This is a genomic window from Flavobacteriales bacterium (assembly GCA_020635795.1).
Taxonomy (GTDB): domain Bacteria; phylum Bacteroidota; class Bacteroidia; order Flavobacteriales_E; family Vicingaceae; genus Vicingus.
This window is the reverse complement of record JACJZD010000001.1, coordinates 1,478,081-1,503,752: the sequence shown is the minus strand read 5'-3', so window position 1 is coordinate 1,503,752 and position 25,672 is coordinate 1,478,081. Positions and strand designations below refer to the sequence as shown.

Annotated in this window: 20 protein-coding genes and 1 other RNA gene; 13 read left to right on the top strand and 8 right to left on the bottom strand. The window is 33.6% G+C overall.

Annotated features, from left to right (window positions below; all coding sequences use genetic code 11):
- Nucleotides 1–51: 51 nt before the first annotated feature.
- The 6 genes from H6589_06615 (at nt 52) to H6589_06590 (ending at nt 7,070) form a co-directional block, all read left to right on the top strand.
- Nucleotides 52–492, top strand: a complete 441-nt coding sequence (locus H6589_06615; protein ID MCB9174262.1) for a 6-carboxytetrahydropterin synthase — start codon at nt 52–54, stop codon at nt 490–492.
- 102 nt (nt 493–594) lie between these two features.
- The gene (locus H6589_06610; GenBank protein MCB9174261.1) at nt 595–2,421 is read left to right on the top strand and encodes a T9SS type A sorting domain-containing protein; all 1,827 of its coding nucleotides are present in this window, start codon (nt 595–597) and stop codon (nt 2,419–2,421) included.
- A 22-nt stretch (nt 2,422–2,443) separates the two neighbouring features.
- Nucleotides 2,444–4,261, top strand: a complete 1,818-nt coding sequence (locus H6589_06605; protein ID MCB9174260.1) for a T9SS type A sorting domain-containing protein — start codon at nt 2,444–2,446, stop codon at nt 4,259–4,261.
- A gap of 196 nt (nt 4,262–4,457) precedes the next feature.
- Entirely contained in the window at nt 4,458–5,618 is a 1,161-nt protein-coding gene (locus tag H6589_06600) for a homogentisate 1,2-dioxygenase (protein ID MCB9174259.1), read from the top strand.
- Between the two features lie 31 nt (nt 5,619–5,649).
- Nucleotides 5,650–6,807: a 4-hydroxyphenylpyruvate dioxygenase gene (gene hppD / locus H6589_06595; GenBank protein ID MCB9174258.1), complete on the top strand. Its 1,158-nt coding sequence runs from the start codon at nt 5,650–5,652 to the stop codon at nt 6,805–6,807.
- A gap of 68 nt (nt 6,808–6,875) precedes the next feature.
- Complete coding sequence (locus tag H6589_06590; protein MCB9174257.1) at nt 6,876–7,070, top strand: hypothetical protein; 195 nt, start codon at nt 6,876–6,878, stop codon at nt 7,068–7,070.
- 70 nt (nt 7,071–7,140) lie between these two features.
- On the opposite strand, the gene H6589_06585 is transcribed toward H6589_06590, so the two are convergent.
- The 5 genes from H6589_06585 to rpsO form a co-directional block, all read right to left on the bottom strand.
- On the bottom strand, nt 7,141–8,970 hold the full coding sequence (locus H6589_06585; protein MCB9174256.1) for a DEAD/DEAH box helicase: 1,830 nt from the start codon (nt 8,968–8,970) through the stop codon (nt 7,141–7,143).
- 160 nt (nt 8,971–9,130) lie between these two features.
- Entirely contained in the window at nt 9,131–9,805 is a 675-nt protein-coding gene (locus tag H6589_06580) for an RNA methyltransferase (protein ID MCB9174255.1), read from the bottom strand.
- Nucleotides 9,806–9,910: 105 nt separating this feature from the next.
- Nucleotides 9,911–10,780 (bottom strand): sigma-70 family RNA polymerase sigma factor, encoded by an 870-nt coding sequence (locus H6589_06575; GenBank protein ID MCB9174254.1) that lies wholly within the window; start codon nt 10,778–10,780, stop codon nt 9,911–9,913.
- A gap of 134 nt (nt 10,781–10,914) precedes the next feature.
- Nucleotides 10,915–13,053, bottom strand: a complete 2,139-nt coding sequence (locus tag H6589_06570; GenBank protein ID MCB9174253.1) for a polyribonucleotide nucleotidyltransferase — start codon at nt 13,051–13,053, stop codon at nt 10,915–10,917.
- Nucleotides 13,054–13,195: 142 nt separating this feature from the next.
- On the bottom strand, nt 13,196–13,465 hold the full coding sequence (rpsO, locus tag H6589_06565; GenBank protein MCB9174252.1) for a 30S ribosomal protein S15: 270 nt from the start codon (nt 13,463–13,465) through the stop codon (nt 13,196–13,198).
- A gap of 172 nt (nt 13,466–13,637) precedes the next feature.
- On the opposite strand from rpsO, the gene H6589_06560 reads away from it, so the two are divergent.
- Entirely contained in the window at nt 13,638–14,159 is a 522-nt protein-coding gene (locus tag H6589_06560; protein ID MCB9174251.1) for a hypothetical protein, read from the top strand.
- On the opposite strand, the gene H6589_06555 is transcribed toward H6589_06560, so the two are convergent.
- Both H6589_06555 and meaB read right to left on the bottom strand, forming a co-directional pair.
- On the bottom strand, nt 14,151–14,960 hold the full coding sequence (locus tag H6589_06555) for a hypothetical protein (protein ID MCB9174250.1): 810 nt from the start codon (nt 14,958–14,960) through the stop codon (nt 14,151–14,153). The two genes, H6589_06560 and H6589_06555, sit on opposite strands and share 9 nt — an antisense overlap.
- 110 nt (nt 14,961–15,070) lie before the next feature.
- Complete coding sequence (gene meaB / locus H6589_06550; protein ID MCB9174249.1) at nt 15,071–16,081, bottom strand: methylmalonyl Co-A mutase-associated GTPase MeaB; 1,011 nt, start codon at nt 16,079–16,081, stop codon at nt 15,071–15,073.
- Between the two features lie 381 nt (nt 16,082–16,462).
- Between meaB and H6589_06545 the strand changes: the two genes are divergently transcribed.
- Genes H6589_06545 through H6589_06530 form a run of 4 tightly spaced genes read left to right on the top strand, consistent with a single transcriptional unit; the run spans nt 16,463 to nt 22,701 of the window.
- Nucleotides 16,463–17,590, top strand: a complete 1,128-nt coding sequence (locus tag H6589_06545; protein MCB9174248.1) for an HlyD family efflux transporter periplasmic adaptor subunit — start codon at nt 16,463–16,465, stop codon at nt 17,588–17,590.
- Nucleotides 17,591–17,595: 5 nt separating this feature from the next.
- On the top strand, nt 17,596–20,772 hold the full coding sequence (locus H6589_06540; GenBank protein MCB9174247.1) for an efflux RND transporter permease subunit: 3,177 nt from the start codon (nt 17,596–17,598) through the stop codon (nt 20,770–20,772).
- A 10-nt stretch (nt 20,773–20,782) separates the two neighbouring features.
- Complete coding sequence (locus H6589_06535; protein MCB9174246.1) at nt 20,783–22,111, top strand: TolC family protein; 1,329 nt, start codon at nt 20,783–20,785, stop codon at nt 22,109–22,111.
- 32 nt (nt 22,112–22,143) lie between these two features.
- Complete coding sequence (locus H6589_06530; protein ID MCB9174245.1) at nt 22,144–22,701, top strand: Smr/MutS family protein; 558 nt, start codon at nt 22,144–22,146, stop codon at nt 22,699–22,701.
- A 17-nt stretch (nt 22,702–22,718) separates the two neighbouring features.
- Here the strand turns inward: H6589_06530 and H6589_06525 are convergent, their stop codons facing one another.
- Nucleotides 22,719–23,516: an HNH endonuclease gene (locus tag H6589_06525; GenBank protein MCB9174244.1), complete on the bottom strand. Its 798-nt coding sequence runs from the start codon at nt 23,514–23,516 to the stop codon at nt 22,719–22,721.
- Between the two features lie 119 nt (nt 23,517–23,635).
- On the opposite strand from H6589_06525, the gene rnpB reads away from it, so the two are divergent.
- Nucleotides 23,636–24,010, top strand: an RNA gene (gene rnpB, locus H6589_06520) — RNase P RNA component class A.
- Nucleotides 24,011–24,316: 306 nt separating this feature from the next.
- Complete coding sequence (locus H6589_06515) at nt 24,317–25,588, top strand: serine hydroxymethyltransferase (protein MCB9174243.1); 1,272 nt, start codon at nt 24,317–24,319, stop codon at nt 25,586–25,588.
- Nucleotides 25,589–25,672 lie beyond the last annotated feature (84 nt).

Genomic DNA, 25,672 nt, shown 5'->3' with positions numbered 1-25,672 from the left:
TAGTCTATCTAAACTAATAACTTTGAAGCCAGAACAATAAACCAGAGAAGAATGTCAGTAATACGAGTAACCAAACAATTTCATTTTGAAATGGCTCACGCCTTATTAAAATACGACGGACCTTGTAAAAATATTCATGGTCATTCGTACCAATTAAATGTAACGGTTAAGGGTGCTGTTAAAAACAATACTTCCGATTCTGACGAAGGTATGGTGGTTGATTTTGGAGTGATTAAAAAAGTGGTGAAAGATTTGGTGGTAGATGTGTTTGACCATGCCTTGGTGTTAAATGAAAAAGCGAATATAGATGTTACTCAGTTTGAATTTATGGATAAATTAATTCGAGTACCTTTTCAACCCACTTGTGAAAATATGTTGGTTTATTTCGCATCGCTAATTAAAGACAAATTACCAACCGATATAAAGCTGCATAGTTTGTTTTTAAGAGAAACCAACTCATCGTTTGCAGAGTGGTTTGCCGAAGATAATTGACCGTTCACTTCCAAAAAGCGACCGTTCAAAAGATAAATTGAACATTTTTTTTAAATTCACTTATAATAAGCTAAATTAGTTGAACAAATTAATTATTGGCTTATGAAAAATGTTACTTTATTTTTAGTTGGAATCATCATTTCGCTAAATGCTTTCTCTCAAATAGTGTTTGATGTTTTATCAAACAGTTGTGATACCAATGTAGTTGGAGCTTTTCCATTTGAATATGGTGGAGAATTAGATGGTGGCGTTTCCGATTGGGGTACTCCTGATATTACAAATCCTATTAATGCCATTCAAGGTTGTTTGGTTTTGGTGAATGATGGGGTTGCAGGTACTACAACATTTGGTACTCCAACAATAACGGTTAATAATTCCGTTTTGGGATGTGATTCTACAAATTGGACTCAAGATTTAACAGGTAAAATTGCCGTAATCTTTCGTGGAATTTGTAATTTTTCATTAAAAGCATATAATGCTCAAAAACGTGGGGCAATTGGAGTTGTGATTATTAATCATACAGGTTCACCAATACCAATGAGTGGAGGTGCATTTGGCACTTTGGTTACCATTCCTGTAATACAAATTGGTAGAGCAGATGGTGATGAACTATTAGCTTGTTTAGATACTACTTGCAATGGCATTGTGGGTTTTATTGGTAATAAAGTAGGTTTCTATGCTAATGATATGGGTTCAAGATTAGGATATTTTCTAATGCCTGAAAATTTAGCAACGCCACAACATTTAGCACCAAATGGAACTATTTTTCCAGTCGATTTAGGATTGTATGCCTACAACACTGGTACAAATGCTCAAATAGGTGCAACAGCAACCGTAACTGTAGTTCGTCAATCAAATGGCTCAACTGTATATTCTCAAACTTCTGCGCCTTTAGATTTTAATGCTTTAGATAGCACTTTTGTAGATACACAGTACATTGATCTAGGAACGTATGCACCGAGCGTTTGGAATATAGATACTTATACTGTTACTTATACTTTAAATGCAACATCAGACGAGTATTTACTTGATAATTCGTTTAGTTATGAGTTTAAGATTACCGATCCAATATTTGGTTATTATGCCAAATCGAGAACTAATAATGTAGGAAAACCTATTTATACTACTTCATATTCTTTAAATCAAATGGATAATTATGATAGTTGGGAAACTTGTATAACTTACAAAACATCATCATCTTATGTCTACAATTCAATGCAATGGTTTAAAGGGTTAACATTTGTTGCAACACCAACTGGGTATGATATTATTAATGAATTGATTGAAATAAGAGCTTATGAATGGAATGATGTGTTTACAGATATTTATTCGCCACCAACATTTGATAATCTAGTACTTTTAGATAGTACACCACATACTTTTTTAGATAACAATCCAATTGTGGATGTTAATTTTAACAATTCAATTAGCATTATGCCTGATAAACGATACTTGTTTTGTGTGAGAAATTATATTAACGATTCGGTTAGGATTGGTTTTGATGAAGGAATAAATTACAATGCAACAGTGAATAATTATTTGCAACCTATGTTTCCAGTTATGATAGAAAATAGTGGTAATCCGAATAGTTGGTTTTTGCATGGGTTTGGAATAGAAACAGTACCTTCAATCGTAATAAATTTCGATCATGAAGTAGGCGTGAATGAGAGTCAAAGTTTAAAAGATTATTTTCCTTACCCAAACCCAGTAACCAATTTACTAACTGTACCATTACGTAAAAAGGTAGAAGGAAAAGTGTTGGTTGAAGTGTTTGATTTAACAGGTAAATTGGTGTTAACAGAAAACAATACAATAGGAGACGAGGCTTTAAAGCTAAATGTAGCGAGTATTAGCAATGGAGCTTATTTGTTTAAGTTAACCTTTGCAAATGGCACAAGCGACCAATATAAAATTTCGGTAAATCGTTGAAATAATTATTAAATTTAGGGTTATGAAAAAAATTATTTTTCAAATTCTGTTTATAATTTTAGTGTTTAATAGTTACTCTCAAGTAATTGTTAGTCTAACTGCTGTACCATGTAATTCAGGTTTAGAGGGTTTATATCCATTTACTTATGCAGGAGAACTGGATGGTTCATCTACAGATTGGGGTTGCCCAAACATGTATGATGTAAATAATACCGTTTCTGGACCATTAGAGATGATAAATGATAGTGCTTCTGGAACAGCAATTGGAATAGGAACTCCACCATTAAACAATGTGCCAAAATCTGCTTTAGGTTGTGATACACTAGGGAATTTGGCTCAAGATTTAACGGGTAAAATTGCAGTGATTTATCGTGGTATTTGTAATTTTTCATTAAAAGCGCTCAATGCTCAAAAACGTGGTGCTATTGGAGTAATCATCATTAATCATACTGGTGATCCAATAACAATGGCAGGAGGTTCTTATGGAACAAGAGTTACTATTCCAGTAGTAATGATTAGTCGGGTGGTTGGTGATGACTTGTTTTTTGCTTTACAAAATTGCCCTACTGATTCCGTTAAGGGTTCTATTGGCTATTTAACAAATAATATGGCGACAAGTAAAGCTGATTGTTTAATGCCTGAAAATAATACTACTCCAAAAAATCTTGCTCCAAATGGAACTATTTTTCCATTAGATTTAGGTTTTTTTGCCTATAACTTAGGTTCAAATCCACAGAACGGAGTTACTGCATCTGTTACAGTATCGTTAAATAGCTCAGTAATTTATAGCCAAACAAGTTTACCTTTAAACTTTAATGCTCCAATTGGTAGTAATGTGGATACTCAGTTTATAGATTTAGGCACTTATGCACCTCCTTATTGGGGTAGTGGGATTTATTCAGTTGCTTATTCTTTGAATAATGTTGACGACGACATATCTGACAACTCAATTAATTATGATTTTAGAATTACAGATTCAATTAATAGGTTTTATGCTAAATCAAGAACTGATAATTCTTCAAATCCTTTATATACAAATTCCTATTCTTTTGATACAAATAGTACTGAATGGGAAGTATGTTTAAATCTAAAAATGAGAAATTATGCTTTGAGTTTTGAGTCTGTTAAAATTGTCGTTTCGTCTATAAATTCTAATTCAACAGAAGTTATAGACTTAAAAGTTTATAAATGGAACGATACAATTTTGAATTTAAATTCTCCTCCAACATTTAATTCATTGGTATTAACAGATAGTACTCAATATGTTTTAACCAATTTATATCAAACGGAAAGAGTAGAATTATTAGGTTTTTCTTGGTCTACAAATATGAATCAGAGGTATTTGTTTTGTGTAAGTAGTAATAGTTCTAATTTAAAATTAGGATTCGACGAAGAAATAAATTATAAAGTTACAGCAAGCCACTTTCAAGAACCTATTTCTCCTATAAGAATGAAAACGACAAATGGGGTAGATAATTGGGACTTTAAAGGATTGGGTTATGGAGTTATTCCCTCTATTTCACTTGACTTAACTCATATTGATTTTGAACCATGTCCACCATGTGTTAGCGTTGAAGAAGAAAAAAATATAATATCATATTTACCTTTCCCAAACCCAGTAACCAATTTACTAACTGTACCAATACGTAAAAAGGTAGAAGGGAAGCTATTGGTTGAAGTGTTTGATTTAACAGGAAAATTGGTGCTATCAGAAAACAAAACTATTGGAAACGAGGCTTTAAAGCTAAATGTAGTGAGTATTAGCAATGGAGCTTATTTGTTTAAGTTAACCTATGCAAATGGCACAACCGACCAATATAAAATTTCGGTAAATCGTTAAAGAAATTATTCAGACTTTTTATTGATTGTGATATTTGTCATTTCTTTTCGCCGAAAAATGTTTAAATTCGTTGTAAATTTTATGTTATGAAACATAAGGAACGAGAAAAACAAGAGCTCAAAAGAAATCCAGAATGAATACGATTGAATTTATACATTCAATCATCAATTATTCATTTTAAAATTATCAATTATTTATGCCAAGATATCACAAATTAGGAAACGTTCCTCAAAAACGCCATGTGGTTTTTAAAAGCCCCGAAGGAAAGTTTTATTACGAAGAGCTGTTTGGAACAATAGGTTTCGACGGTATGTCGGCTTTGTTGTACCATACACAACGACCAACTCAAGTAAAAAAGGTGTTAAAATCGTACGATGTTGCTCCAAAAGCAGCCATCGAAAAAAACATGAAATCCATTTCTTTACAAGGATTTAAAGTAGAACCAAAAAACGATTATTTAGAAAGTAGAGTACCTGTGTTGTTTAATACCGATTGTATTATAGTGTTGGCTGCACCTAAAAAATCGTTAACCGAATATTTTTACAAAAACACCGATTCTGACGAGGTTATTTTTGTTCACAAAGGAACAGGAAAATTGAGAACCCACATGGGTAATATCGATTTCGAGTACGGCGATTATTTGGTTGTACCAAGGGGTATGATTTATCAAATTACCTTCGATACCGAAGACAATCGTTTGTTTATTGTAGAATCTAAATCACCAGTTTATACGCCAAAACAATATAGAAATTGGTTTGGTCAGCATTTAGAGCATTCACCTTTTTGCGAAAGAGATATTCATCCTCCGCATGAGTTAGAAACCTATGATGAACAAGGTGAGTTTGTGATGAAAGTAAAAAAACAAGACACCATGCACGAATATGTGTATGCTGCACATCCGTTTAGTGTTGTAGGTTGGGATGGTTATAACTTTCCTTACAAATTTTCAATTCACGATTTTGAACCTATTACAGGAAGAGTGCATTTGCCTCCACCAATACACCAAACTTTCGAAACATCAACATTTGTAATTTGTTCGTTTGTACCTCGTTTGTACGATTATCATCCACAAGCAATACCTGCACCTTATAATCATAGTAATATCGATTCGGATGAGGTGTTGTATTATGTTGATGGTGATTTTATGAGTAGAAATAACATCGAAAAAGGACAAATCACCTTGCATCCAGCAGGTATTCCTCACGGTCCGCACCCTGGTGCAATGGAGCGTAGTATTGGACAAAAAGAAACGCAAGAGTTAGCTGTAATGGTAGATACCTTTAAACCGTTAATGGTAACTCAACAAGCATTAGATATACAAGATGGAGATTATTATCAATCTTGGTTAGAACATTAAAAGAATTAACGAATTAAATTATTAAAGAGTTATGAAAGAAATAAAAAGTGTAGAGTACGGATTAGAAAAAATATTTGAAGGTGCTCAAGATTTTCTTCCTTTATTAGGAACAGATTACGTTGAATTTTACGTTGGAAATGCTAAACAAGCTGCGCATTTTTATAAAACAGCATTTGGGTTTCAATCGTTTGCTTATAAAGGATTAGAAACAGGATGTAGAGATTATGCATCGTATGTGGTTAAGCAAGATAAAATTAAATTGGTATTAACCACTCCATTAAACTCAAAATCGCCTATTAATCAGCATTTAGCTAAACATGGCGATGGCGTTAAAGTAATTGCGTTGTGGGTTGAAGATGCAAAAAAATCGTGGGAAGAAACCACTAAACGAGGAGCAAAATCGTTTATGGAACCGACCGTTGAAAAAGATGAAATGGGTGAAGTTGTTCGCTCAGGTATTCATACCTATGGTGATACTGTACACATTTTTGTAGAACGTAAAAATTACAATGGTGTATTTTTACCAGGTTATTCTAAGTGGGAATCGGATTACAATCCAGAGCCAACAGGTTTGAAATTTATTGACCACATGGTTGGAAATGTAGGTTGGAATGAAATGAACCAATGGGTGAAATTTTATGAAGATGTTATGGGATTTGTAAATTTCCTTTCGTTTGATGACAAACAGATTCATACTGAATACTCTGCATTGATGAGTAAGGTTATGAGTAATGGAAATGGTAGAATTAAATTTCCAATAAACGAACCGGCTGAAGGAAAGAAAAAATCTCAAATTGAAGAATATTTAGATTTTTACGAAGGACCAGGTGCTCAACATATTGCTGTAGCAACAGATGATATTATTACTACTGTATCAAAACTAAGAGCTAGAGGAGTGGAGTTTTTGTCAACACCACCTGAAGAATATTACAAAGCAGTACCATTGAGATTAGAGGCTCATAACCACGCTTTACGAGAAGATATTGAAGTGTTGAAAGGTTTGGGGATAATGATTGATGCTGATGAAGAAGGCTATTTATTACAAATATTTACCAAGCCTGTTGAAGACAGACCAACCTTGTTTTTTGAAATAATTCAACGAATGGGTGCGAGAGGTTTTGGTGCAGGAAACTTTAAAGCGTTGTTCGAATCTATTGAAAGAGAACAGGAAAAACGAGGAACTTTATAATAAATTTAAAAATCGGAGTATTGTACTCCGATTTTTTTTTATCTTTATACCAAACTAAAATTAATGTTATGAATAAAAAGAAATTAATAGCCATTGCAATTATTGTGTTTTTAATATTAGTGCCATTTCAGTCGGCTTATATTAATCTTTCTGTTGAAAATGAATTGATCCAAGTGTTAAGTATGACTTTAGTTGTGTTAGCAGCTATTTATGCTATATTCTTATTTAATAAAGGAGCTGAAGAGTCTGGCGAACATCACTAAGATTTTAAAGATAAATAAAAAAAGGTGCTTAAATTTTTAAGCACCTTTTTTTATAATCATACGTTAATGGTTATCTCGGTCTTCTCGATCTAAAGTTACGAGCATTAGCTCCACCTGAATTTGATGTCGAGAAGTTTTTCTTCGGACCTCTATCTCTATCACTTCCTCTATCGCTTCTTGGTCTTTCCCCTCTGTTTCTATCTCTGTCACCACCACCACTTCTTGGTTTTCCTTTGTATTCGCTTCTTGGCTCTCTTGGTTTGTCTTGAGAAAACTCAACCCTTACTTCTCTGTTTTCAATGTTTTTACCGTTTAAAGCTGAAATTAGTTTTTCACCAACACCATCTTCAACACCTAAAAATGCAAAGCTATCGAACAAATCAATTTTACCAACACTATTTCCGTCAATACCTGATTGGTTGCAGATAAATCCTAAAATTTGACCTTTGTTTTCAAAACCATCTAATTTACCAACATTGATAAATATTCTTTTTGAGTTTTGAGTGCCACCACTCATTCTATCTGCTCTACCACCTCTTCTGTCGTCTCTATCATCACCTCTTCTAGAGCCTTTTGGTTCTAGGTTAATGTCGCCAGCTTTTTCGTAAGCTTTTAAGAAACGGTTAAATTCTACAGAAATAAAACGTTCAATAAGTTCTTCTTTTGTAAAAGAACCAAGTTCTTCATTGATTTTTGCAATGTAAGGAGCAATTCCTTTTTCATTAATTTGTACATCGTGTACATTTTGAATCAGTTGAATAATTTGTTGACCACAAATATCGTTTCCAGTAGGAGCTTTTACTAAGTCCATCTTTTTTCCAATTTGTTTTTCAACCAATCTTACTCTACCTTGTTTGCTTGGGCTAACCAAAGCAATTGATATTCCAGATTTTCCAGCTCTTGCTGTTCTACCTGCACGGTGAGTATAACTTTCAATTTCATCTGGTAAATCCACATGGAAAACGTGAGTTACATCATCAACATCAATACCACGTGCAGCAACATCGGTTGCAATTAACACCTGTAAAGCTCTGTTTCTGAATTTATTCATTACGCTATCACGTTGTGCTTGAGACAAATCTCCGTGCAACGCGTCAGCATTATAACCATCAGTCATTAATTTATCAGCAAATTCTTTGGCATCTCTTCTGGTTCTACAGAAAACAATACCAAACATGCCTGGTGAAAAATCAATAAATCTTCTTAAAGCATGATATTGGTCTCTTCCGTTAACCAAACAATATTGGTGTTCAATGTTTGCAGCAGAACTATTTTTTGTTCCAACAGTAACTGTATGAGGGTTTTCCATGTAAGTTTGAGCAATACGCTCAACTTCTCTAGGCATTGTTGCAGAAAACAACCAAGTGTGTTTAAATGGAGGAGTACCTTCTAAAATTTCGTTAATATCTTCTTTAAAGCCCATGTTTAACATTTCATCAGCTTCATCTAAAATAACAGTTGAAACAGTATCAAATTTCAATACTTTTCTTCCCATTAAGTCAATTGTTCTACCAGGAGTACCAACAATAATGTTAGCCCCTTTTTTGATGTCTCTGATTTGTTCGCTAATATTAGCTCCACCATAAACAGCAACAATGTTTACGCCTTCTTTATATTTGGCGTAAGATTTTAACTCTTTCGAAATTTGTAAACATAACTCTCTTGTAGGGCAGAGTATTAACCCTTGAATTGCTCTAAATTCAACATCAACTTTTTGCAATAATGGCAAGCCAAATGCTGCAGTTTTACCTGTTCCGGTTTGAGCCAAACCGATGTAATCTCTATTACCTTCTAAAAGTACGGGTATAGATTTTTCTTGTATAGGAGATGGCGTTTCAAATCCTAAAGCTTCTACTGCCTTGATGAGTGAATCATCAAGACCTAATTCTTTAAATGTCATTTTTAATATTTTATACCGAATCGGTATCTTGATTATTGTGGCGAGGACGAATTTGCCAGGAATACTCTGTTACCAATCTGGTGTTCACATTATACTATTAGTTAGTATAATTTTTGGCAAAGTTGAACATTTAATTTGGATAAATAGCTATTTTACTGATTTATTCAGCTGAAGCGTTGAATTTGTTGATGAGTAAGTCGCTACTTTTTACTATTTTTTTAGTCCATTTTAGCAATTGTTGTAATTTTTCTTCGTCGGTTAGTTGCCATTTTATTGTTGAATTTCGAAGTCGCTTACTTATTTCGTAAAGTGAAATGGCAGCACATACCGATATGTTTAAACTTTCAGTAAATCCATACATGGGTATTCTTACAAAACCATCAGCATTATCAATAGCAGTTTTTGATAATCCAGTTAATTCTGTACCAAACATCAATGCTGTTTTTTGGTCAATAGGGAGGTCAGCAATATCACAATCGTTATGATGTGGGGTAGTGGCTATAATTTTATATCCCTCGGCTTTAAGTTGATTAATACACCTTAATGTGTTGTCTTCTGTACCATTGTATTTGGTCATGTTTATCCATTTTGTAGCACCCATCACTACTTTTGGATTTATTTTGTATTTGTTGAAGTTTTCTATTACATGAACATTTTGTATTCCATAAACATCACACGAACGCAAAACTGCACTTGCATTGTGAGGCTGAAAAATATCTTCTAAAACAACAGTAATGTGGTTGGTTCGTTTTTCAATTACTTCATTAAACAATTTTCGTTTGTTCTCTGTAGCGTAACTCATCAGGTAGTCCAATATTTCTTGGTCAGATTTCATTTGTTGGGTTAGTGGATATTTTTTTTAAAGATAATTAATACTATTAAAATGCAATAAAAAAAGACTGCCTTTTGAGCAGTCTTTTAATCTATATTTTGCAATTAATTATCCTAAATAGGGTTTTAACAACTTACAACGTGAAGTGTGTTTTAATCGTTTTATGGCTTTTTCTTTTATTTGACGAACTCGCTCTCGAGTTAATTCAAATTCTTCGCCAATTTCTTCTAATGTTAAAGGAGCTTTGCAGTTAATTCCGTAGTACATTCGTAATACTTCAGCTTCTCGGTATGATAGTGTAGAAAGGGATCGTTCTATTTCGTTTCGTAACGATTCATTCATTAAATCGTTATCTGGATTAAACAATATTTCATCATCTTCCATAATATCCATCATGCTATTACTATCCTCGTCTGAAGATAGAGGGGCATCCATAGAAAAATGTCGTCCTGAAATTTTAATGGAATCATTCACCTCGGCAGAAGTAATGTCTAATAAATCAGCAACTTCATCGCTTGTTGGTTCTCTCTCATAAAGTTGTTCTAATTCAGAAAATGTACGGTTTATTTTAGAGATACCGCCAATTTTATTTAAGGGCAAACGAACAATACGAGCTTGTTCAGCAATAGCTTGCATAATGGATTGACGAATCCACCAAACAGCATAAGAGATAAATTTAAAACCTCTGGTTTCATCAAAGCGTTGGGCAGCTTTAATCAACCCGATATTCCCTTCATTAATTAAGTCGGGTAGGGTTAAACCTTGATTTTGATATTGTTTAGCTACAGAAACTACAAAGCGTAAATTGGCTTTAGTTAATTTTTCTAAAGCTGCTTTGTCTCCTTCTCTAATTTTTATGGCTAGTTCTATTTCTTCATCGGCGGTAACTAATCCTACTTTTGATATGTCGTGTAAATACTTGTCTAATGATATTGTTTCTCTATTGGTAACCTGTTTCGAAATTTTCAGTTGTCTCATAGAATGTTTTTAATGTTTTGTCTATGCCAATTTACGATTCGTCTACAAAAAGGTTTCGTTTATATAAAATTAAATTGAATTAAAATAAAAAAGCCCAGCATTTGCTGGGCTTTTTGTGTATTAAAAAACTAAAATTAAGCGTTTTCTTTTTGTGGCTTTTCTAATAAAACCTTTCTAGATAACTTTAATTTACCTGTTTTAGCATCAACTTCTATCAATTTTACTTCAATTTCTTGACCTTCTTTCAATACATCTTCTACTTTTTCAACTCTATCCCAGTTGATTTCAGAAATATGAAGTAATCCATCTTTACCAGGAATAATTTCAACAAAAGCACCAAAATTAGTAATTGATTTTACTTTTCCTTTGTAGATTTCACCAACTTCTGGTACTGCAGTAATTGCTTTAATTCTAGCAAGGGCAGCTTTCATGGCTTCACCATCATTAGTCATAATAGAAACTTGACCGGTATTGTTTACTTCTTCTATAGTAATGGTTGCACCTGTTTTCGCTTGAATATCTTGAATGATTTTTCCACCTGGTCCGATTACAGCGCCAATCATGTCTTTAGGGATAGTGATTTGAGTAATACGCGGAGTATGAGGTTTGTAATCTGCATTTGGTTCAGCAATGGTTTTTAACATTTCATTTAAAATGTGTAATCTACCTTCGCGTGCTTGAGCCAGTGCTTGTTCTAGTATTTCGTATGGTAAACCATCAACTTTAATATCCATTTGACAAGCTGTAATACCATCTTTAGTTCCGGTTACTTTAAAGTCCATATCACCCAAGTGATCTTCATCTCCTAAAATATCAGAAAGAACAGCAAATTTTTGGTTGCCTGGTTCAGTAATTAAACCCATTGCAATACCTGAAACTGGTTTTTTAATTTTAACACCAGCATCCATTAATGCTAACGTACCAGCACAAACTGTTGCCATTGAAGAAGAGCCGTTAGATTCTAATATTTCAGAAACAACACGAACAGTGTAAGGGTTTGTTTCATCAAAAGGAATCATTGGTTTTAATGCTCTTAAAGCTAAATTTCCATGTCCAATTTCTCTACGGCTAGTTCCTCTGTTTGGACGAGCTTCGCCAGTTGAGAATGATGGGAAGTTGTAATGTAGCATGAATTTTTCAGTTCCGCCAGTAGTTACTTCATCAACTAATTTTTCGTCCATTTTGTTACCTAAAGTAACGGTTGTTAACGATTGAGTTTCACCTCTTGTAAAAATTGAAGAACCATGTGCTCCTGGTAAATAATCCACTTCACTCCAAATTGGTCTGATTTCGTCTAATTTTCTACCATCAAGTCTTTTTCTTTCATCAAGAATTACTCTACGAACTGCATTTTTCTGTACTTTTTTAAAGTACTGACTAATCAAGAATTTATCTTCTTTTTCTTCATCGCTTAATGTAGCAATAAATTCATCTTTAACAGCTCCAAATTTTTGACCTCTCAATGCTTTGTCAGCGATAGAACTTGCAGCGATTTCATAACATTTGTCGTGACAAGCTGTTTTTATTCTAGCCAATAAATCTTCATTGCTTCTTTCGTGGTCGTACACTCTTTTTACTTTAGATTTTTCTACCATAGCAGCTAAATCTAATTGTAATTGACATTGTTTTTTAATTTCGGTATGAGCAACTTTAATCGCTTCTAACATTTCTGCTTCAGAAACTTCTTTCATTTCACCTTCAACCATCATAATGTTGTCCATCGTAGCGGCAACAATCATATCCATATCAGATAACGCCATTTGAGCAGGAGTAGGGTTGATTACCCAATTTCCTTCTACTTTTGCAATTCTTACTTCTGATGTTGGACCGTTAAAAGGAATGTCAGATACTGCTATACAAGCTGAAGCAGCTAAACAAGCTAATGCATCAGGTAAAACTTCTTCGTCGAAAGATATTAGTTGAACAGCAACTTGTGTGTTTGCATGGTAATCATCTGGGAAAAGCGGTCTTAATGCTCTATCGATTAATCTACAAATTAATATTTCGTTATCATTTGGTCTTGCTTCTCTTTTTAAGAAACCACCAGGAATTTTACCTGCTGCTGCAAATTTTTCTTTGTAATCAACTGTTAATGGTAAAAAATCCATGTCTTCGCCAGCTTCATTGTCTGAAACTACAGTTGCTAACAACATTGTTTTTCCCATTTTTACTACTACCGAACCATGTGATTGTTTGGCTAGTTTTCCAGTTTCAATTTCGATGGACCTTCCATCACCTAACGTGTAGGATTTTTTAATTCCGATTTGTGACATAATTTTTAATTGTTTTGTTTATACTGAGATACACCCTGCATCTCCTTGGTTTAATTGTTTACGTTTTTTTATAATAAAAAAGGGGAGTGCAAATTATTGCTAGCCCCCCTTTATTCTTTAATGTTATTGTTGTAAGTTCAAATTATTTTCTAATTCCTAACTCTTTTATCAATTCACGATATTTAACAATATCTTTCTTTTTGTAGTAGTCTAATAAACTTCTTCTTTTACCTACTAAGTCTAATAAAGCTTTTTGAGTTCCTTTATCTTTTTTGTTGGTTTTTAAGTGACCTGTTAAATGGTTTATTCTAAAAGTGAATAATGCAATTTGTCCTTCAGTAGAACCAGTGTTTTTAGCGTCTCCGCCGTACTGTTTAAAAATTTCTTGTTTTTTTTCAGATGATAAATACATGCCAAAATTGTTTTAAATGTTTATTATGTATGATTAATTAAGGCTGCAAAAGTAAGCATTATTATTTTAACTTGTTGTGTTGTCGTAGGATTTTTATTTTGATAGACCAACTGTTGAATAACTCAATACTTTGTAAAATCTTTTTAACTTTACAGCTGAAAAATAGAATAAAATGGAAGAATTATTAGACTTGTTAAAATACACAGTGCCTGCCTTAGTGGTGTTCGTTGCTTGTTTTTTTATACTAAAAAAGTTTATGGATAACGAATATCGTAAACAATTGTTGGAATTAAGAAAGGCAAATCAGAATTACACAACTCCTTTGAGATTGCAAGCTTACGAGCGTATGATTTTGTTTTTAGAAAGAGTTTCTTTAAACAACCTAGTTTCTCGTGTTCAAAAAAGAGGAATGAGTGCTAAGCAGTTTCAATCGGATTTGATTATAACGGTAAGAACCGAGTTTGAACACAATTTAAGCCAGCAAATTTATGTTTCTCAAGCAGCTTGGGATACGGTTAAATTAGCGAAAGAAGAAGTGATAAAAGTGATAAACGTTTCTGCAACGCAAGTAAAAGATGATGCTACTAGTGCTGAATTGAGTCAGAAAATATTTGAAATTTTATTAAAGTTGGAAGTATCGCCAACACAAATGGCTATATCAACTATTAAAAAAGAGGTTCGTCAGTTATTTTAGGTTTTTAGAAAAATTGTAGGTAAAACCAAAGCAAAAATTTGCTTGACCAAAAAAGAAGTGTTGACTAGCATTATCTTTGGGGTCGGGCGTTGAACGAATACTTGGCATATCAATAAAGCCTGTTTTTAATTCACCTCTTAAAAAGAAATACTTATAAAGTATTAAATCCAGTCCAGTTTTAGCAGAGAAACCATAGCCTGCTAAATGGAACTCATCATATCGAGTTTTATTTAATAACATCACATTTGATCGAGGCAGTAAAAATCCTCCACCAAAACCTAGTAGAGAATTTAATCTAATTTTATTTGTATTGTGTGTGATTTTAAATAACTCCAAAAGGTTATCGTTTCTCGTCAATTCTATATCAAAATAATTTAAACCATCGGTATGTTCAAAGGTTAAAAAATCGCCCAAAAGAAAAACTTCATCATTCAAGTAATGACCGTCGTATTTATTACCCGTATTGATAAATCCATTAATTTTGACAGTTCTATAATTTGGCATAACATATTTCATGTGGTCGTAACCAAACGATAAGTCAAGTTTATCGTTAATAAAATACCCTATTCTAAAATTTGTTTGCGGAATTGTAATTCTCCCTATATTAAAATAGGGGTCTAATGCAAATGGTGTTTGACGGTCAAATGCTTTAACATCACTTAGTGTGAAATCGTAATTATCTCCAGTAAAACGAATGTCTGAATCGGTATACCAGGCTCTATTCCATCCCCAATACATATAAACTCGTCCTTTGTTATTTTGTTGTTGTTCCGATTGTTCGGGTTGAGATAATCCAACCAAAGGGAGGTAGAGAATAACTATTAGGATGTGAATGGGTTTAAGCATTGTAAAATTGAAGTTGATGCTGCGAAATTAGAATTTTTAAAAACATTGAATAATGAGATTAATCATTATTTATACTTCTCTAATAAAATTTTTGCAGCTTTAAATGGACTAGTTTTTCCGTTTATTACATCTTGTTCCATTTTTTGTAACAGTTCTTTGATGGAAGGTTTATTATAAAACAAAGTTAAGATGCTATTATTAATGGTTTCGGTTAGCCAAAATATTGCTTGTTGTTTACGTTTGTTATCAAACCAACCATTGTCGTATGTTTTTTGCTGATATTCTGTAATAATTTTCCAAACTTTGGCTATGCCGCTATTGTTTAAACCAGAACAAGTTTCTACTTTAGGTATCCAACCATTTTCATTTGCAGGAAATAGGTGTAATGCATTTTTATAATGCTGTTGAGCAAGTTTTACCCTATCTTTATCTTCAATATCAGTTTTGTTAATTACAATGGTATCAGCCATTTCCATGATGCCTCGTTTAATACCTTGTAATTCATCTCCTGCACCAGCCAACATCAGCAATAAGAAAAAATCAACCATTGAATGTACTTCGGTTTCTGATTGACCAACGCCAACTGTTTCAATAATGATAGTATCAAAACCAAAAGCCTCACACAAAATAATGCTTTCTCTTGTTGCTTTGGCAACACCTCCTAATGTACCAGAAGATGGTGATGGACGCACAAAAGCATGTTCATTGGTTGATAAGAAATTCATTCTGGTTTTATCGCCTAAAATGCTTCCTTTACTTTTTGTACTGCTTGGGTCAATAGCTAAAACAGCTACTTTTTTATTATGGGTTTCAATTACATATTTCCCAAAGGATTCAATAAAAGTACTTTTTCCTACGCCTGGCACGCCTGTTATGCCTATTCGTATCGATTTTCCTGACAAAGGCAAACACAATTCAATTAATTCTTCAGCTAACTGTTGATGTTCAGTTTTGGTGCTTTCTAGTAATGTTATGGCCTTACTTAAAATAGTTAAGTTCTTATTTCGAATACCTTCAAAATAGTAATCAACATTAAAAAATTGTTTTTTCTTTTGCGAAAAATCGTTCAGTGCCATAAATTTATTTTCAGGGTTAAAGGTAAGAAAAGATTAAAAACCATTTGAATTATTTGTTTGTCGAAAAAATAAAAGTGTTCGTCGAAGCAACCTTTTGTTTAATCTGTCGTTTAAATAATAACACCACATATACTAACCTTTTAAACCTAATAGCCATGGATAGCGGATTTATCACATTTTTAATAACATTAGGAGTTTTAGCAACTGTTTTTGTTGTGCTGTATATAATGGGTAAAAACTATAAACACAAAAAAATTAAAAAATAATTTTTAAGTGTTTTAATTTTAAAGCCACTCATCATCTTACATTTCCTTTTATGTAATAGTATTATTTGTTTGTGTTACTAAACATAAATTTGCTCAGTATTAAATTGGGCATTTTATGAAAAAAAGACAACTAATAATTCTATCTGTTTCTGCGTTAGCTTTACTTCTTATAGTTTGGAGACTTGCTTCTGGAAAAGGCGATGATAAAAAAGAAAAAGAAAATACAAACGAAAACAAGAAGTTTGTAAAAACCCATACCATCCAAAACGATACTGTTGAAATCCGTATTAACGGATTTGGTAGAGTATCATCATCAAGAAACATTACACTTACAGCCGAAGTTCAGGGTGTATTAATTAGCACTGGTTTTGAGCTTAAACCTGGAGAGACCTTCTCGCAGGGTCAATTACTGTATAAAATAAATGATAGAGAAGCACAGTTGGCTTTAAAAGCTCGTAAAAGTGCCTTTTTAAATATCATGGCTTCATCGTTGGCCGATATTAAAGTTGATTTTCCTGAAAGTGCGTCGAAATGGACAGCATTTTTAGATAATATCAATTTAGATAACACGTTGCCAGAATTACCAGAAATCAAATCATCAAAAGAAAAAACATTTTTAGCCTCACGAAATGTATTAACTGAATACTTTAACATTAAAGGAGATGAAGAGCGATTGAAAAAATACAATGTTTATGCACCGTTTAATGGTAGTGTAGTTGATGTTACTTCCGAAATTGGTGGTATTGTTAATCCAGGAACACCGATAGCAACCATTATCAAAACAGTTTCATTAGAAGTAGCTATTCCAGTTAATACAAGCGATATATCGTTGGTTAAAATTGGAAATAATGTAGCGTTGTTTAGTCAAGATAAAACCATTTCGTTTGAAGGAAAGGTAAGTAGAATAGCTCAAAACATCAATACAAATACACAATCTATCGATGTGTTTATTAGTATAGAATCGAACGAAAAAGGAAAATTATTTAACGGTATGTATTTAGAGGCAAGCATTTACGCTGGTAATGTGTATGATGCTGATGAAATACCAAGAAGATCGTTGTTAAATGATGGTCGCGTGTTTATTGTTCAAGATAGTATTTTATTGAAAAAAGAATTGACTATCGTTAAAAAGAACAAGAACACAGTTATTGTTAGAGATTTAACTGATAATGATATGGTGGTAATTGAGCCAGTGCCAGGTGCAGTTGATAGCATGGTAGTAACTCCAATCAAAAACAAATAAACTTCATGAGAAATCTGATTTCGTACTTTATACAAAACCCCATTTGGGCTAATGCTATCATTATCATTACGGTAGTATTTGGTGCTATTTCTATAGCAAACATGGACAGTTCTTTTTTTCCTGAACAAGATCCTAATCGAATTGGTATTAGTGTTTTCTATAATGGTGCTTCGCCTATCGAAATGGAAGAAGGTGTTACCATTAAAATTGAGCAAGCACTGCAAGGAATTGCTGGTATAGAAGAAATCTTTTCTTCATCATCAGAAAATTTTGCAACAGTAAATATAGTTGCATACAAAGATGTTGATTTAGATGAAGTGTTGCGTGATGTTGAAAATGCTGTAGATGGAATTAATAGTTTTCCTGATGGAGCTGAAAAACCTACAGTTGTAAAACAACGTGGTTTTATGAACAGTAGAGCTTCTTTCATTTCCTTGTCGGGTAACGTTGATATCATTAAACTTAAAGAAACTGCAGAGAAGATTGAAGATGACTTATTGAATACTGACGCTATAAGCCAAGTGTTAAAAGATGGTTATCCAGCAACAGAATTTTCGATAGAAGTAGAAGAAGAACAGTTGTTGCGTTACAATTTAAAATTCGATGATGTTGCCAATGCCATACGATTTAACAATAGAGATGTATCTGCTGGTTCCGTTAAAACAGATGGTGAAGAGTTTTTAATTCGTGCAAAAGCAAAACAAAATACCGAATTGGGTATTGAAGATTTGGTGGTTAGAACCTTGCCAAAAGGAGAGGTTATCCGAATTGGAGATATTGCAAAAGTGAAGTATCAATTTGCTGATTCGCCAATCAAGAGTTTTGTTAATGGTAAGCGTAACATTACCTTAACCATAATGAAATTAGAAGATGAAGATTTAGGTAAAATCTCGAAAGAAGTAAAACGATATGTTGAAGAATTTAATGCCAAAAACGAAGACATGGAGCTTACCATTATGTTCCAGTTTTACGATATGTTAAAACAACGAATTGACATGTTGTTAAACAACGGATTAATGGGCTTGTTGTTGGTGTTGATTGTGTTAGGCTTGTTTCTAAATTTAAGGCTATCAATATGGGTGGCAGCAGGTATTCCAATATCGTTTTTAGGGATGTTTATTTTTGGTTTCTTTTATGGGATAACCATTAATATGATATCGTTGTTTGGGATGATTTTAGTTGTAGGTATTGTGGTGGATGATGGTATTGTGATTGCTGAAAACATTTACGCACATTACGAAAGAGGAAAATCACCACTTGATGCAACCATTGATGGAACAATGGAGGTTATTTCTTCGGTTTTCACATCTGTGTTAACTACAGTTGTTGCTTTTAGTGTATTGATGTTTATTGAGGGAATGGAACAAATGAAAGAAATGGCATTTGTAGTAATCGCCTCTCTTTTATTCTCTATGATTGAAGCCTTTTTGGTGTTGCCATCTCACTTAAAATCGAAACGATTACAACAACAAGATAAAAAACTAAACTGGTTTGGGAAGCTAAAGTTAAAAGTTGAAAAAGGAATAGCATACATTAGGGATAGAGTATATGGAGCTACCTTAAAATCAATAATCTATAAAAAACGATTAAGACGTATACTGGTGTTTTTCCCATTATTGTTTATGATTATTATTGGTGGTTTGATGGGAGCTGGAATTATCCAATCAACCTTCTTCCCAGCAATACCTTTTGATGATTTTAAAGTAGAGTTTGCTTATAAATCGGGAGAACCAAAAGAAAAAACCACGGAATTTATGTGGTATTGCTATGAAAAGGTAATGGAAGTGAAATATGAACTGGAAGAGGAGTATGGCGATACTTTGATTACTTACGTTTCTGCTGTGGTTGGTGGTACGGAGGAGTTGGGAGAAAGCGGTTCTCATGCTGGTATGGTTCGAGTAAATTTAGATGTAGAAGGTGCCGAAATTTCGAGTTTTGAAATTGCTAAACGTGTAGAAGATAAAATTACGAAAGACCCTTCATTAGAAAAGTTTATGATTGGAGGCGGTAACCGATGGGGTAAACCTGTTGAAATTGCATTAAACGGTGATAATTATCGTTCGATAAAAGAGGCAAAAGATTACTTAAAACAAGAATTGACCAGAATGCCAGAATTAAAGGATGTAACCGATAATGGAGGTCAAGGTAATAGAGAAATTTTGTTGAAATTAACTGAGAAAGCACGTTTATTGGGTTTAACTCACTTGGATATTACTAAACAAATCCGTCAGGGCTTTTTTGGAGAGGAAGTTCAACGGTTAATTGTAGGTACTGAAGAGGTTAAGGTATGGGTGCGTTATCCTGAAGAAGACAGGGTTTCGATGGGGCAGTTGGACAATGTTCGTATTAAAACCATGACTGGTCAGTTAATTCCTCTTAAAGAATTGGTAGAATACGAAATTGAACGAGGAGAAGTAAGTATTAAACATTTTGATGGCGTTCGTGAAATTAGAGTTGAAGCCGCACAAGTAGATGCTTATGCTTCTACTTCTGACATCAACAATAAAATTAAAGAAGACATTATTCCTAAACTGTATGCCAACTACCCAGATGTAAAGGCTGAATTTAGAGGTCAAGCTGAAGAAGCTCAAAAATCAGGCTCATCAATGGCAATAATTGGTGGTGTTTTAGTTATGTTGATGTTGTTGATTTTATCATTAAACTTTAATTCTGTTTGGCAGGGTATATTGTTCTTTCCATTAATTTTAAGTGCGCCTTTTTACGCTATTTTAGGTCATGGAATGGAACATCAACCATTCTCCTTATTGAGTGTTTGGGGGGTAATTGCTTTAATTGGAGTTTTGGTAAACGATGCCATTGTATTTTTAGATAAATACAACAGAAACTTAAAAGAAGGAATGAGTGTAAATGATGCGGTATTAGATGCTGGCACATCAAGGTTTAGAGCCATTTTACTTACATCAATTACTACCATTGCTGGTTTGTATCCTTTAATTTTAGAGCCATCTTTTCAAGCACAATTTTTAGTGCCTATGGCAATATCTGTTGCTTATGGAGTGTTGTTCGGAACCATGTTTATTTTATTGTTCTTCCCGTTGTTAATTTTATTGTTTAACGATACTCGAAGAGCATTTAAATGGTTGTGGACAGGTGATAAACCTACCCCTGAAGAGGTGGAACCAACCATTATTGATATTAGAAGAAAACAAGATTTAGAATAAAGAAATTTTTATGAGATTAGTTATCACATTCATCACCATATTGCTGAGTAACCTTTTACTTGCTCAAGACAATTTGTCGTTAAAAGATGCCATTGAAATGGGATTGAAAAGCAATTACCAAATTCAAATTGCAGGCAAAAATGTTGAAATAGCTGAGCGTAACAACAATTGGTTGGAAGCTGGAGCGTTACCTTCTATCAATACTAATGCAACACAAGGTTTTAATTGGAACGACAACAACAATCCTGCATCATTTATTCAAGGTACTTCAAAATCTACTAGTTTAACCTATGGTGCCGATTTAAACTGGGTGTTGTTTAACGGGTTTAAGGTTAAAATTGGAAAAGACAAGTTGCAATACTTGCAAGAACAAAGCGAAGGCAATGCAGCTGTGGTGGTTGAAAACACCATTCAATCCATTATTTTGGGGTATTACAATGCGTTGTTGCAACAAGAAAAACTAAACGCAATTGGTAAGTTGGTACAAGTTTCTACCGACAGGTTAAAGTATGTAACCACCAAAAAAGAATTGGGGACAGCTTCTACCTTTGATTTACTACAAGTAAAAAATGCATTGTTAACCGATAGCACCAATTACTTGATGCAAGAGTTGGCATTCAACAATGCATTAAGAAACCTAAACATGTTAATGGCTATTGATGTGGAGAAGAAATTTGTGTTGTCGGATAAACTTGAACATACGCAACAAATGATTAGTCAAGATGGATTGAAAAACAGAATGTTATCAAATAATCAAACCTTAAAAAACCAATACATCAATCAAAATATTTTGAAAAAAGATAAAGGATTGATGCGAGCAAATATGTTTCCTGTATTGTCGTTTAATGCTGGGACAAATAAAACCATAAGTGGATTTGAGGGAACAGGTTTGGGAGGACAAAAAATTAATACCAGCGGTAACGAATCGTTTGCCTATTACGCCAATTTTACCTTAACGTTTAATTTGTTTAACGGACACAAAACGCACCGTGCATTTAACAATTTGCGAATACAAGAAGAAATAGCTGATTTGACTTCGAGCGAAATGGAATTGACCTTGACCAACGAGTTGATTTCTATTGTGGAGTTATACAAAGCAAGAACGGCTATTTTAAACTTAACCAACGAAAGTTTATCTACAGCAGAATTAAACTTGCAAATTGCAAAAGATAAATTTCAATCGGGGAGCATCACTTCGTTTGAGTTTAGAGACATTCAAAATTCGTATTTGAACACGGTTGTTACACAATTAGAAGCAGTTTACAATGCCATTAGCACAAATACTGATATTGTAAGGTTAACGGGTGGTATTATTGAAGAGTTCAGTAATAAAAACTAATCAGGTTCGAAAAAACAGTACCTTTGAAAACCATGAGTTTTGAGGTAGGAAATAAAGTAAAATTCGTTAACGAAAATTTAGAAGGCGTAGTAAAAGCCATTCTAAAAAACGATGTATTGCTTATTGAGGCTTCCGATGGTTTCGACCATAAAGTAAAACCCAACCAAGTTTTGGTAATCAATAACGATAATTCTGTAGCTTACAGGGTTGATAATGCTGAACTCAAGAGTAAAATAACCAGCTCAAATTCAAAAAAAACCTTTAACACTGTTTTAGCTAAATACACGGCTACCAATAAGTTTCAGTACGAAAAAGTACTTGAAATTGATTTACATTTAGAAGAATTAGTCGAATATCCCATGCGATTAGACGATTGGCAACGCCTACATACTCAAATGCAACACGTAAAAAAATGTATGGAAGCTGCCCTAAACCAGCGTTACCGTAAACTGGTGTTTATACACGGAGTAGGGCAAGGCGTGTTAAAATCTGAGATACGAACCTACCTTTTACAATTCGATAATATTGTAGTTAAAGATGCCGATTATAAGGAGTATGGTTCTGGTGCAACGGAGGTGGTTATAAAATAGATATTGTCACTTCTAGTTTATTCGCTATTTTGATGTTGTTCTAAATACTCTTTGTTGGGTAAATGTTTTACGTCTTTGGGTAGATTAATTTTCTGTAAGTGTAAATTACTCGTCATTAATTTGTCATATTTGCTATATTCTCCAATTGTTTCTTCGTTGTCAAAATAGTTAATTGTATAATCTTGATTTATTGTTATGAAACCATTGTCAAAAAGTTTATGATGTGTCGAGCAAAGTAAAATACCGTTTCTAACATCTAGTCTTTGGTCGGCATTTCCTTGTGAATATGGAATTATGTGTGAAGCCTCCAATGCTTCCTCAAATGAAAATCCACATATAGCACAAGAACAGTCGTAAACTTTTAATAATGCTTGTCTAAAAATTCTTTGTGATATTCCTCTTACTTTAACTTTCGAAAAAACGTCTGCCGAATTTTGTGGCGAATTTACAAGTTCGTCTATGAGTTGATTTTCTGTTGTTCCAATTTGTGCATACTCAAATGGGTTTGATAGTTTTGTCCATTCGTAAGCATAAACTTTATTCATTCCATCTTGGGAATTTTCAATATCGTATGCAATAAAACCGTCTCCTGGAAGTCCTGTATTTTTGTTTAATACAATTATTGTCAAAGGTGGTAATTCATTTTTCATACAATAATCTTGAATAACTCCTAAAATAAATCTTATTGCTCTATGATGAAGGTTTAACTGTCTTGCAAGTTCTCCGTAAGTTATAGGTTTACTATTATTCGCACTTCTGGTTAGAATTGTCCATGCAGAAAATGCTCTTTGTTCTTGGTTAATTTTTTCGCTCATTTTTTTCAGTGTATGTCTTTTAAGCTTGCTACCGATTTGTTTATATACACTTTCAAATATAATCCTTTTACAAATGGAAATATATAGTAGTCATAAAATAACCTAACTTTGCCCTAGAAAAAGCAAATCGTTCTATCGCCTTTTTGTTTATCAAAAGGGAGGAAAGTCCGGACAGCGTAGAGCATCCTACCTAGGGAAACCTAGGGTATTTGTATGTAATGTACAGGTAACAGAAAGTGCCACAGAGAATATACCGCCAGTTTTCGGATTGGTAAGGGTGAAAAGGCGAGGTAAGAGCTCACCGTTATTGCAGTAATGTAATATGCATGGCAAACCTTTGGAGCTGAAAAATCAAATAAACCAAGGCTATAGGGCTGCTCGCCCAATCTTGGAGGGTAGATTGAAAGAGGGTAGGTGCAAACCTGCTCCCAGATAAATGATAGAAGTTCCAATTTATTGGAAAACAGAACCCGGCTTATAGATTTGCTTTTTTTATTTCCTTTTTTGTATAGAACGCAGATGTTTTTTTAAACATACGCTGATTTTGTAAGATAAATTATGATTTGTTACCAACTTAAAAAATCATAATCATCCTTAATCATAACAATCAGCATAATCAGCGTTCATTACTTATTTTAGATGGTTGTTGTAATATTGAATACAATACATGCATATCATGATTGATCATAACAATCGGCGTTATCAGCGTTCTATAATTTTTTATTCAATTTTGAGACTTACATTTTTTTTAATGGGTGTTTTATAACTAATTTTGGGGCTTAAATTTTATATCCTTAAAAATGAGCAAAGACCAAGAAATTTTTGATTTAATCCAAGAAGAACACCACAGACAAAAAGAGGGTGTAGAATTGATTGCATCTGAAAATTATGTTAGCGATAACGTATTAAAAGCAATGGGTAGTGTGTTAACCAATAAATACGCCGAAGGCTTACCTTTTAAGCGTTATTATGGTGGTTGCGAAGTGGTTGATGTTATTGAGCAAATTGCTATTGATAGAGCTAAACAATTGTTTAATGCAGCATGGGTAAATGTTCAACCACATTCAGGAGCACAAGCCAATGCAGCAGTTATGTTGGGTGTTTTGCAAGTTGGTGATAAAATTTTAGGATTTGATTTATCACACGGAGGTCATTTAACACACGGTTCGCCAGTAAATTTTTCGGGTAAATTGTATAAAACCAGTTTTTATGGCGTAAGTAAAGAAACAGGTAGAGTTGATTACGATAGTATTGAAAAAACAGCCATAGCTGAACAACCTAAGTTAATCATTGCTGGAGCATCAGCTTACAGTAGAGATTGGGATTATAAGCGTATGCGTGAAGTGGCCGATAAAGTAGGAGCGTTGTTAATGGCAGATATTTCTCACCCTGCAGGTTTAATAGCTAGAGGTTTGTTAAACGACCCTATGCCACACTGCCACATTGTTACAACAACTACTCACAAAACATTACGTGGACCAAGAGGCGGTATGATTATGATGGGGAAAGATTTTGAAAACCCATGGGGATTAAAAACGCCAAAAGGAGAAATTAAAATGATGTCTGCCATTTTAGATGGAGCAGTTTTTCCTGGAACACAAGGAGGACCATTAGAACATGTTATTGCAGCTAAAGCGGTTGCTTTTAAAGAAGCATTGTCAGACGAATACATGGAGTACTGTATACAGCTAATGAAAAATGCCAAAGTAATGGCAGATGAATTGACGAAAAGAGGTTACGGAGTGATTTCAGGTGGTACTGATAACCATTGTATGTTAATTGATTTACGTTCAAAAAACATTACGGGTAAAGAAGCCGAAAATTTGTTGGTTAAAGCAGATATTACAGTAAACAAAAACATGGTGCCTTTCGATGATAAATCGCCATTTGTTACATCAGGAATAAGAGTAGGAACTGCAGCCATTACTACAAGAGGAGTGAAAGAAAAAGAAATAGTTCGCATCGTAGAATTGATGGACAAAGTTATCACCAACAAGGACAACCAAGCCATTATTGAAGAAGTAAGAGATGAAGTAAACGAGATGATGGAGAAATATCCGTTGTTTAAGTAACTACGTCATTACGGGCTTGACCCGTAATCTAGTGTATTGAATTTAATTAAGATTGCGGGTTAAACCCACAAAGAAGATAAAAAA

Excerpts from the sequence above, each read along its gene's own strand:
- H6589_06615 (MCB9174262.1), top strand. The coding sequence starts at position 52 with ATGTCAGTAATACGAGTAACCAAACAATTTCATTTTGAAATGGCTCAC.
- H6589_06610 (MCB9174261.1), top strand. The coding sequence starts at position 595 with ATGAAAAATGTTACTTTATTTTTAGTTGGAATCATCATTTCGCTAAAT.
- H6589_06605 (MCB9174260.1), top strand. The coding sequence starts at position 2,444 with ATGAAAAAAATTATTTTTCAAATTCTGTTTATAATTTTAGTGTTTAAT.
- H6589_06600 (MCB9174259.1), top strand. The coding sequence starts at position 4,458 with ATGCCAAGATATCACAAATTAGGAAACGTTCCTCAAAAACGCCATGTG.
- hppD (MCB9174258.1), top strand. The coding sequence starts at position 5,650 with ATGAAAGAAATAAAAAGTGTAGAGTACGGATTAGAAAAAATATTTGAA.
- H6589_06590 (MCB9174257.1), top strand. The coding sequence starts at position 6,876 with ATGAATAAAAAGAAATTAATAGCCATTGCAATTATTGTGTTTTTAATA.
- H6589_06585 (MCB9174256.1), bottom strand. The coding sequence starts at position 8,970 with ATGACATTTAAAGAATTAGGTCTTGATGATTCACTCATCAAGGCAGTA.
- H6589_06580 (MCB9174255.1), bottom strand. The coding sequence starts at position 9,805 with ATGAAATCTGACCAAGAAATATTGGACTACCTGATGAGTTACGCTACA.
- H6589_06575 (MCB9174254.1), bottom strand. The coding sequence starts at position 10,780 with ATGAGACAACTGAAAATTTCGAAACAGGTTACCAATAGAGAAACAATA.
- H6589_06570 (MCB9174253.1), bottom strand. The coding sequence starts at position 13,053 with ATGTCACAAATCGGAATTAAAAAATCCTACACGTTAGGTGATGGAAGG.
- rpsO (MCB9174252.1), bottom strand. The coding sequence starts at position 13,465 with ATGTATTTATCATCTGAAAAAAAACAAGAAATTTTTAAACAGTACGGC.
- H6589_06560 (MCB9174251.1), top strand. The coding sequence starts at position 13,638 with ATGGAAGAATTATTAGACTTGTTAAAATACACAGTGCCTGCCTTAGTG.
- meaB (MCB9174249.1), bottom strand. The coding sequence starts at position 16,081 with ATGGCACTGAACGATTTTTCGCAAAAGAAAAAACAATTTTTTAATGTT.
- H6589_06545 (MCB9174248.1), top strand. The coding sequence starts at position 16,463 with ATGAAAAAAAGACAACTAATAATTCTATCTGTTTCTGCGTTAGCTTTA.
- H6589_06540 (MCB9174247.1), top strand. The coding sequence starts at position 17,596 with ATGAGAAATCTGATTTCGTACTTTATACAAAACCCCATTTGGGCTAAT.
- H6589_06535 (MCB9174246.1), top strand. The coding sequence starts at position 20,783 with ATGAGATTAGTTATCACATTCATCACCATATTGCTGAGTAACCTTTTA.
- H6589_06530 (MCB9174245.1), top strand. The coding sequence starts at position 22,144 with ATGAGTTTTGAGGTAGGAAATAAAGTAAAATTCGTTAACGAAAATTTA.
- H6589_06525 (MCB9174244.1), bottom strand. The coding sequence starts at position 23,516 with ATGAGCGAAAAAATTAACCAAGAACAAAGAGCATTTTCTGCATGGACA.
- H6589_06515 (MCB9174243.1), top strand. The coding sequence starts at position 24,317 with ATGAGCAAAGACCAAGAAATTTTTGATTTAATCCAAGAAGAACACCAC.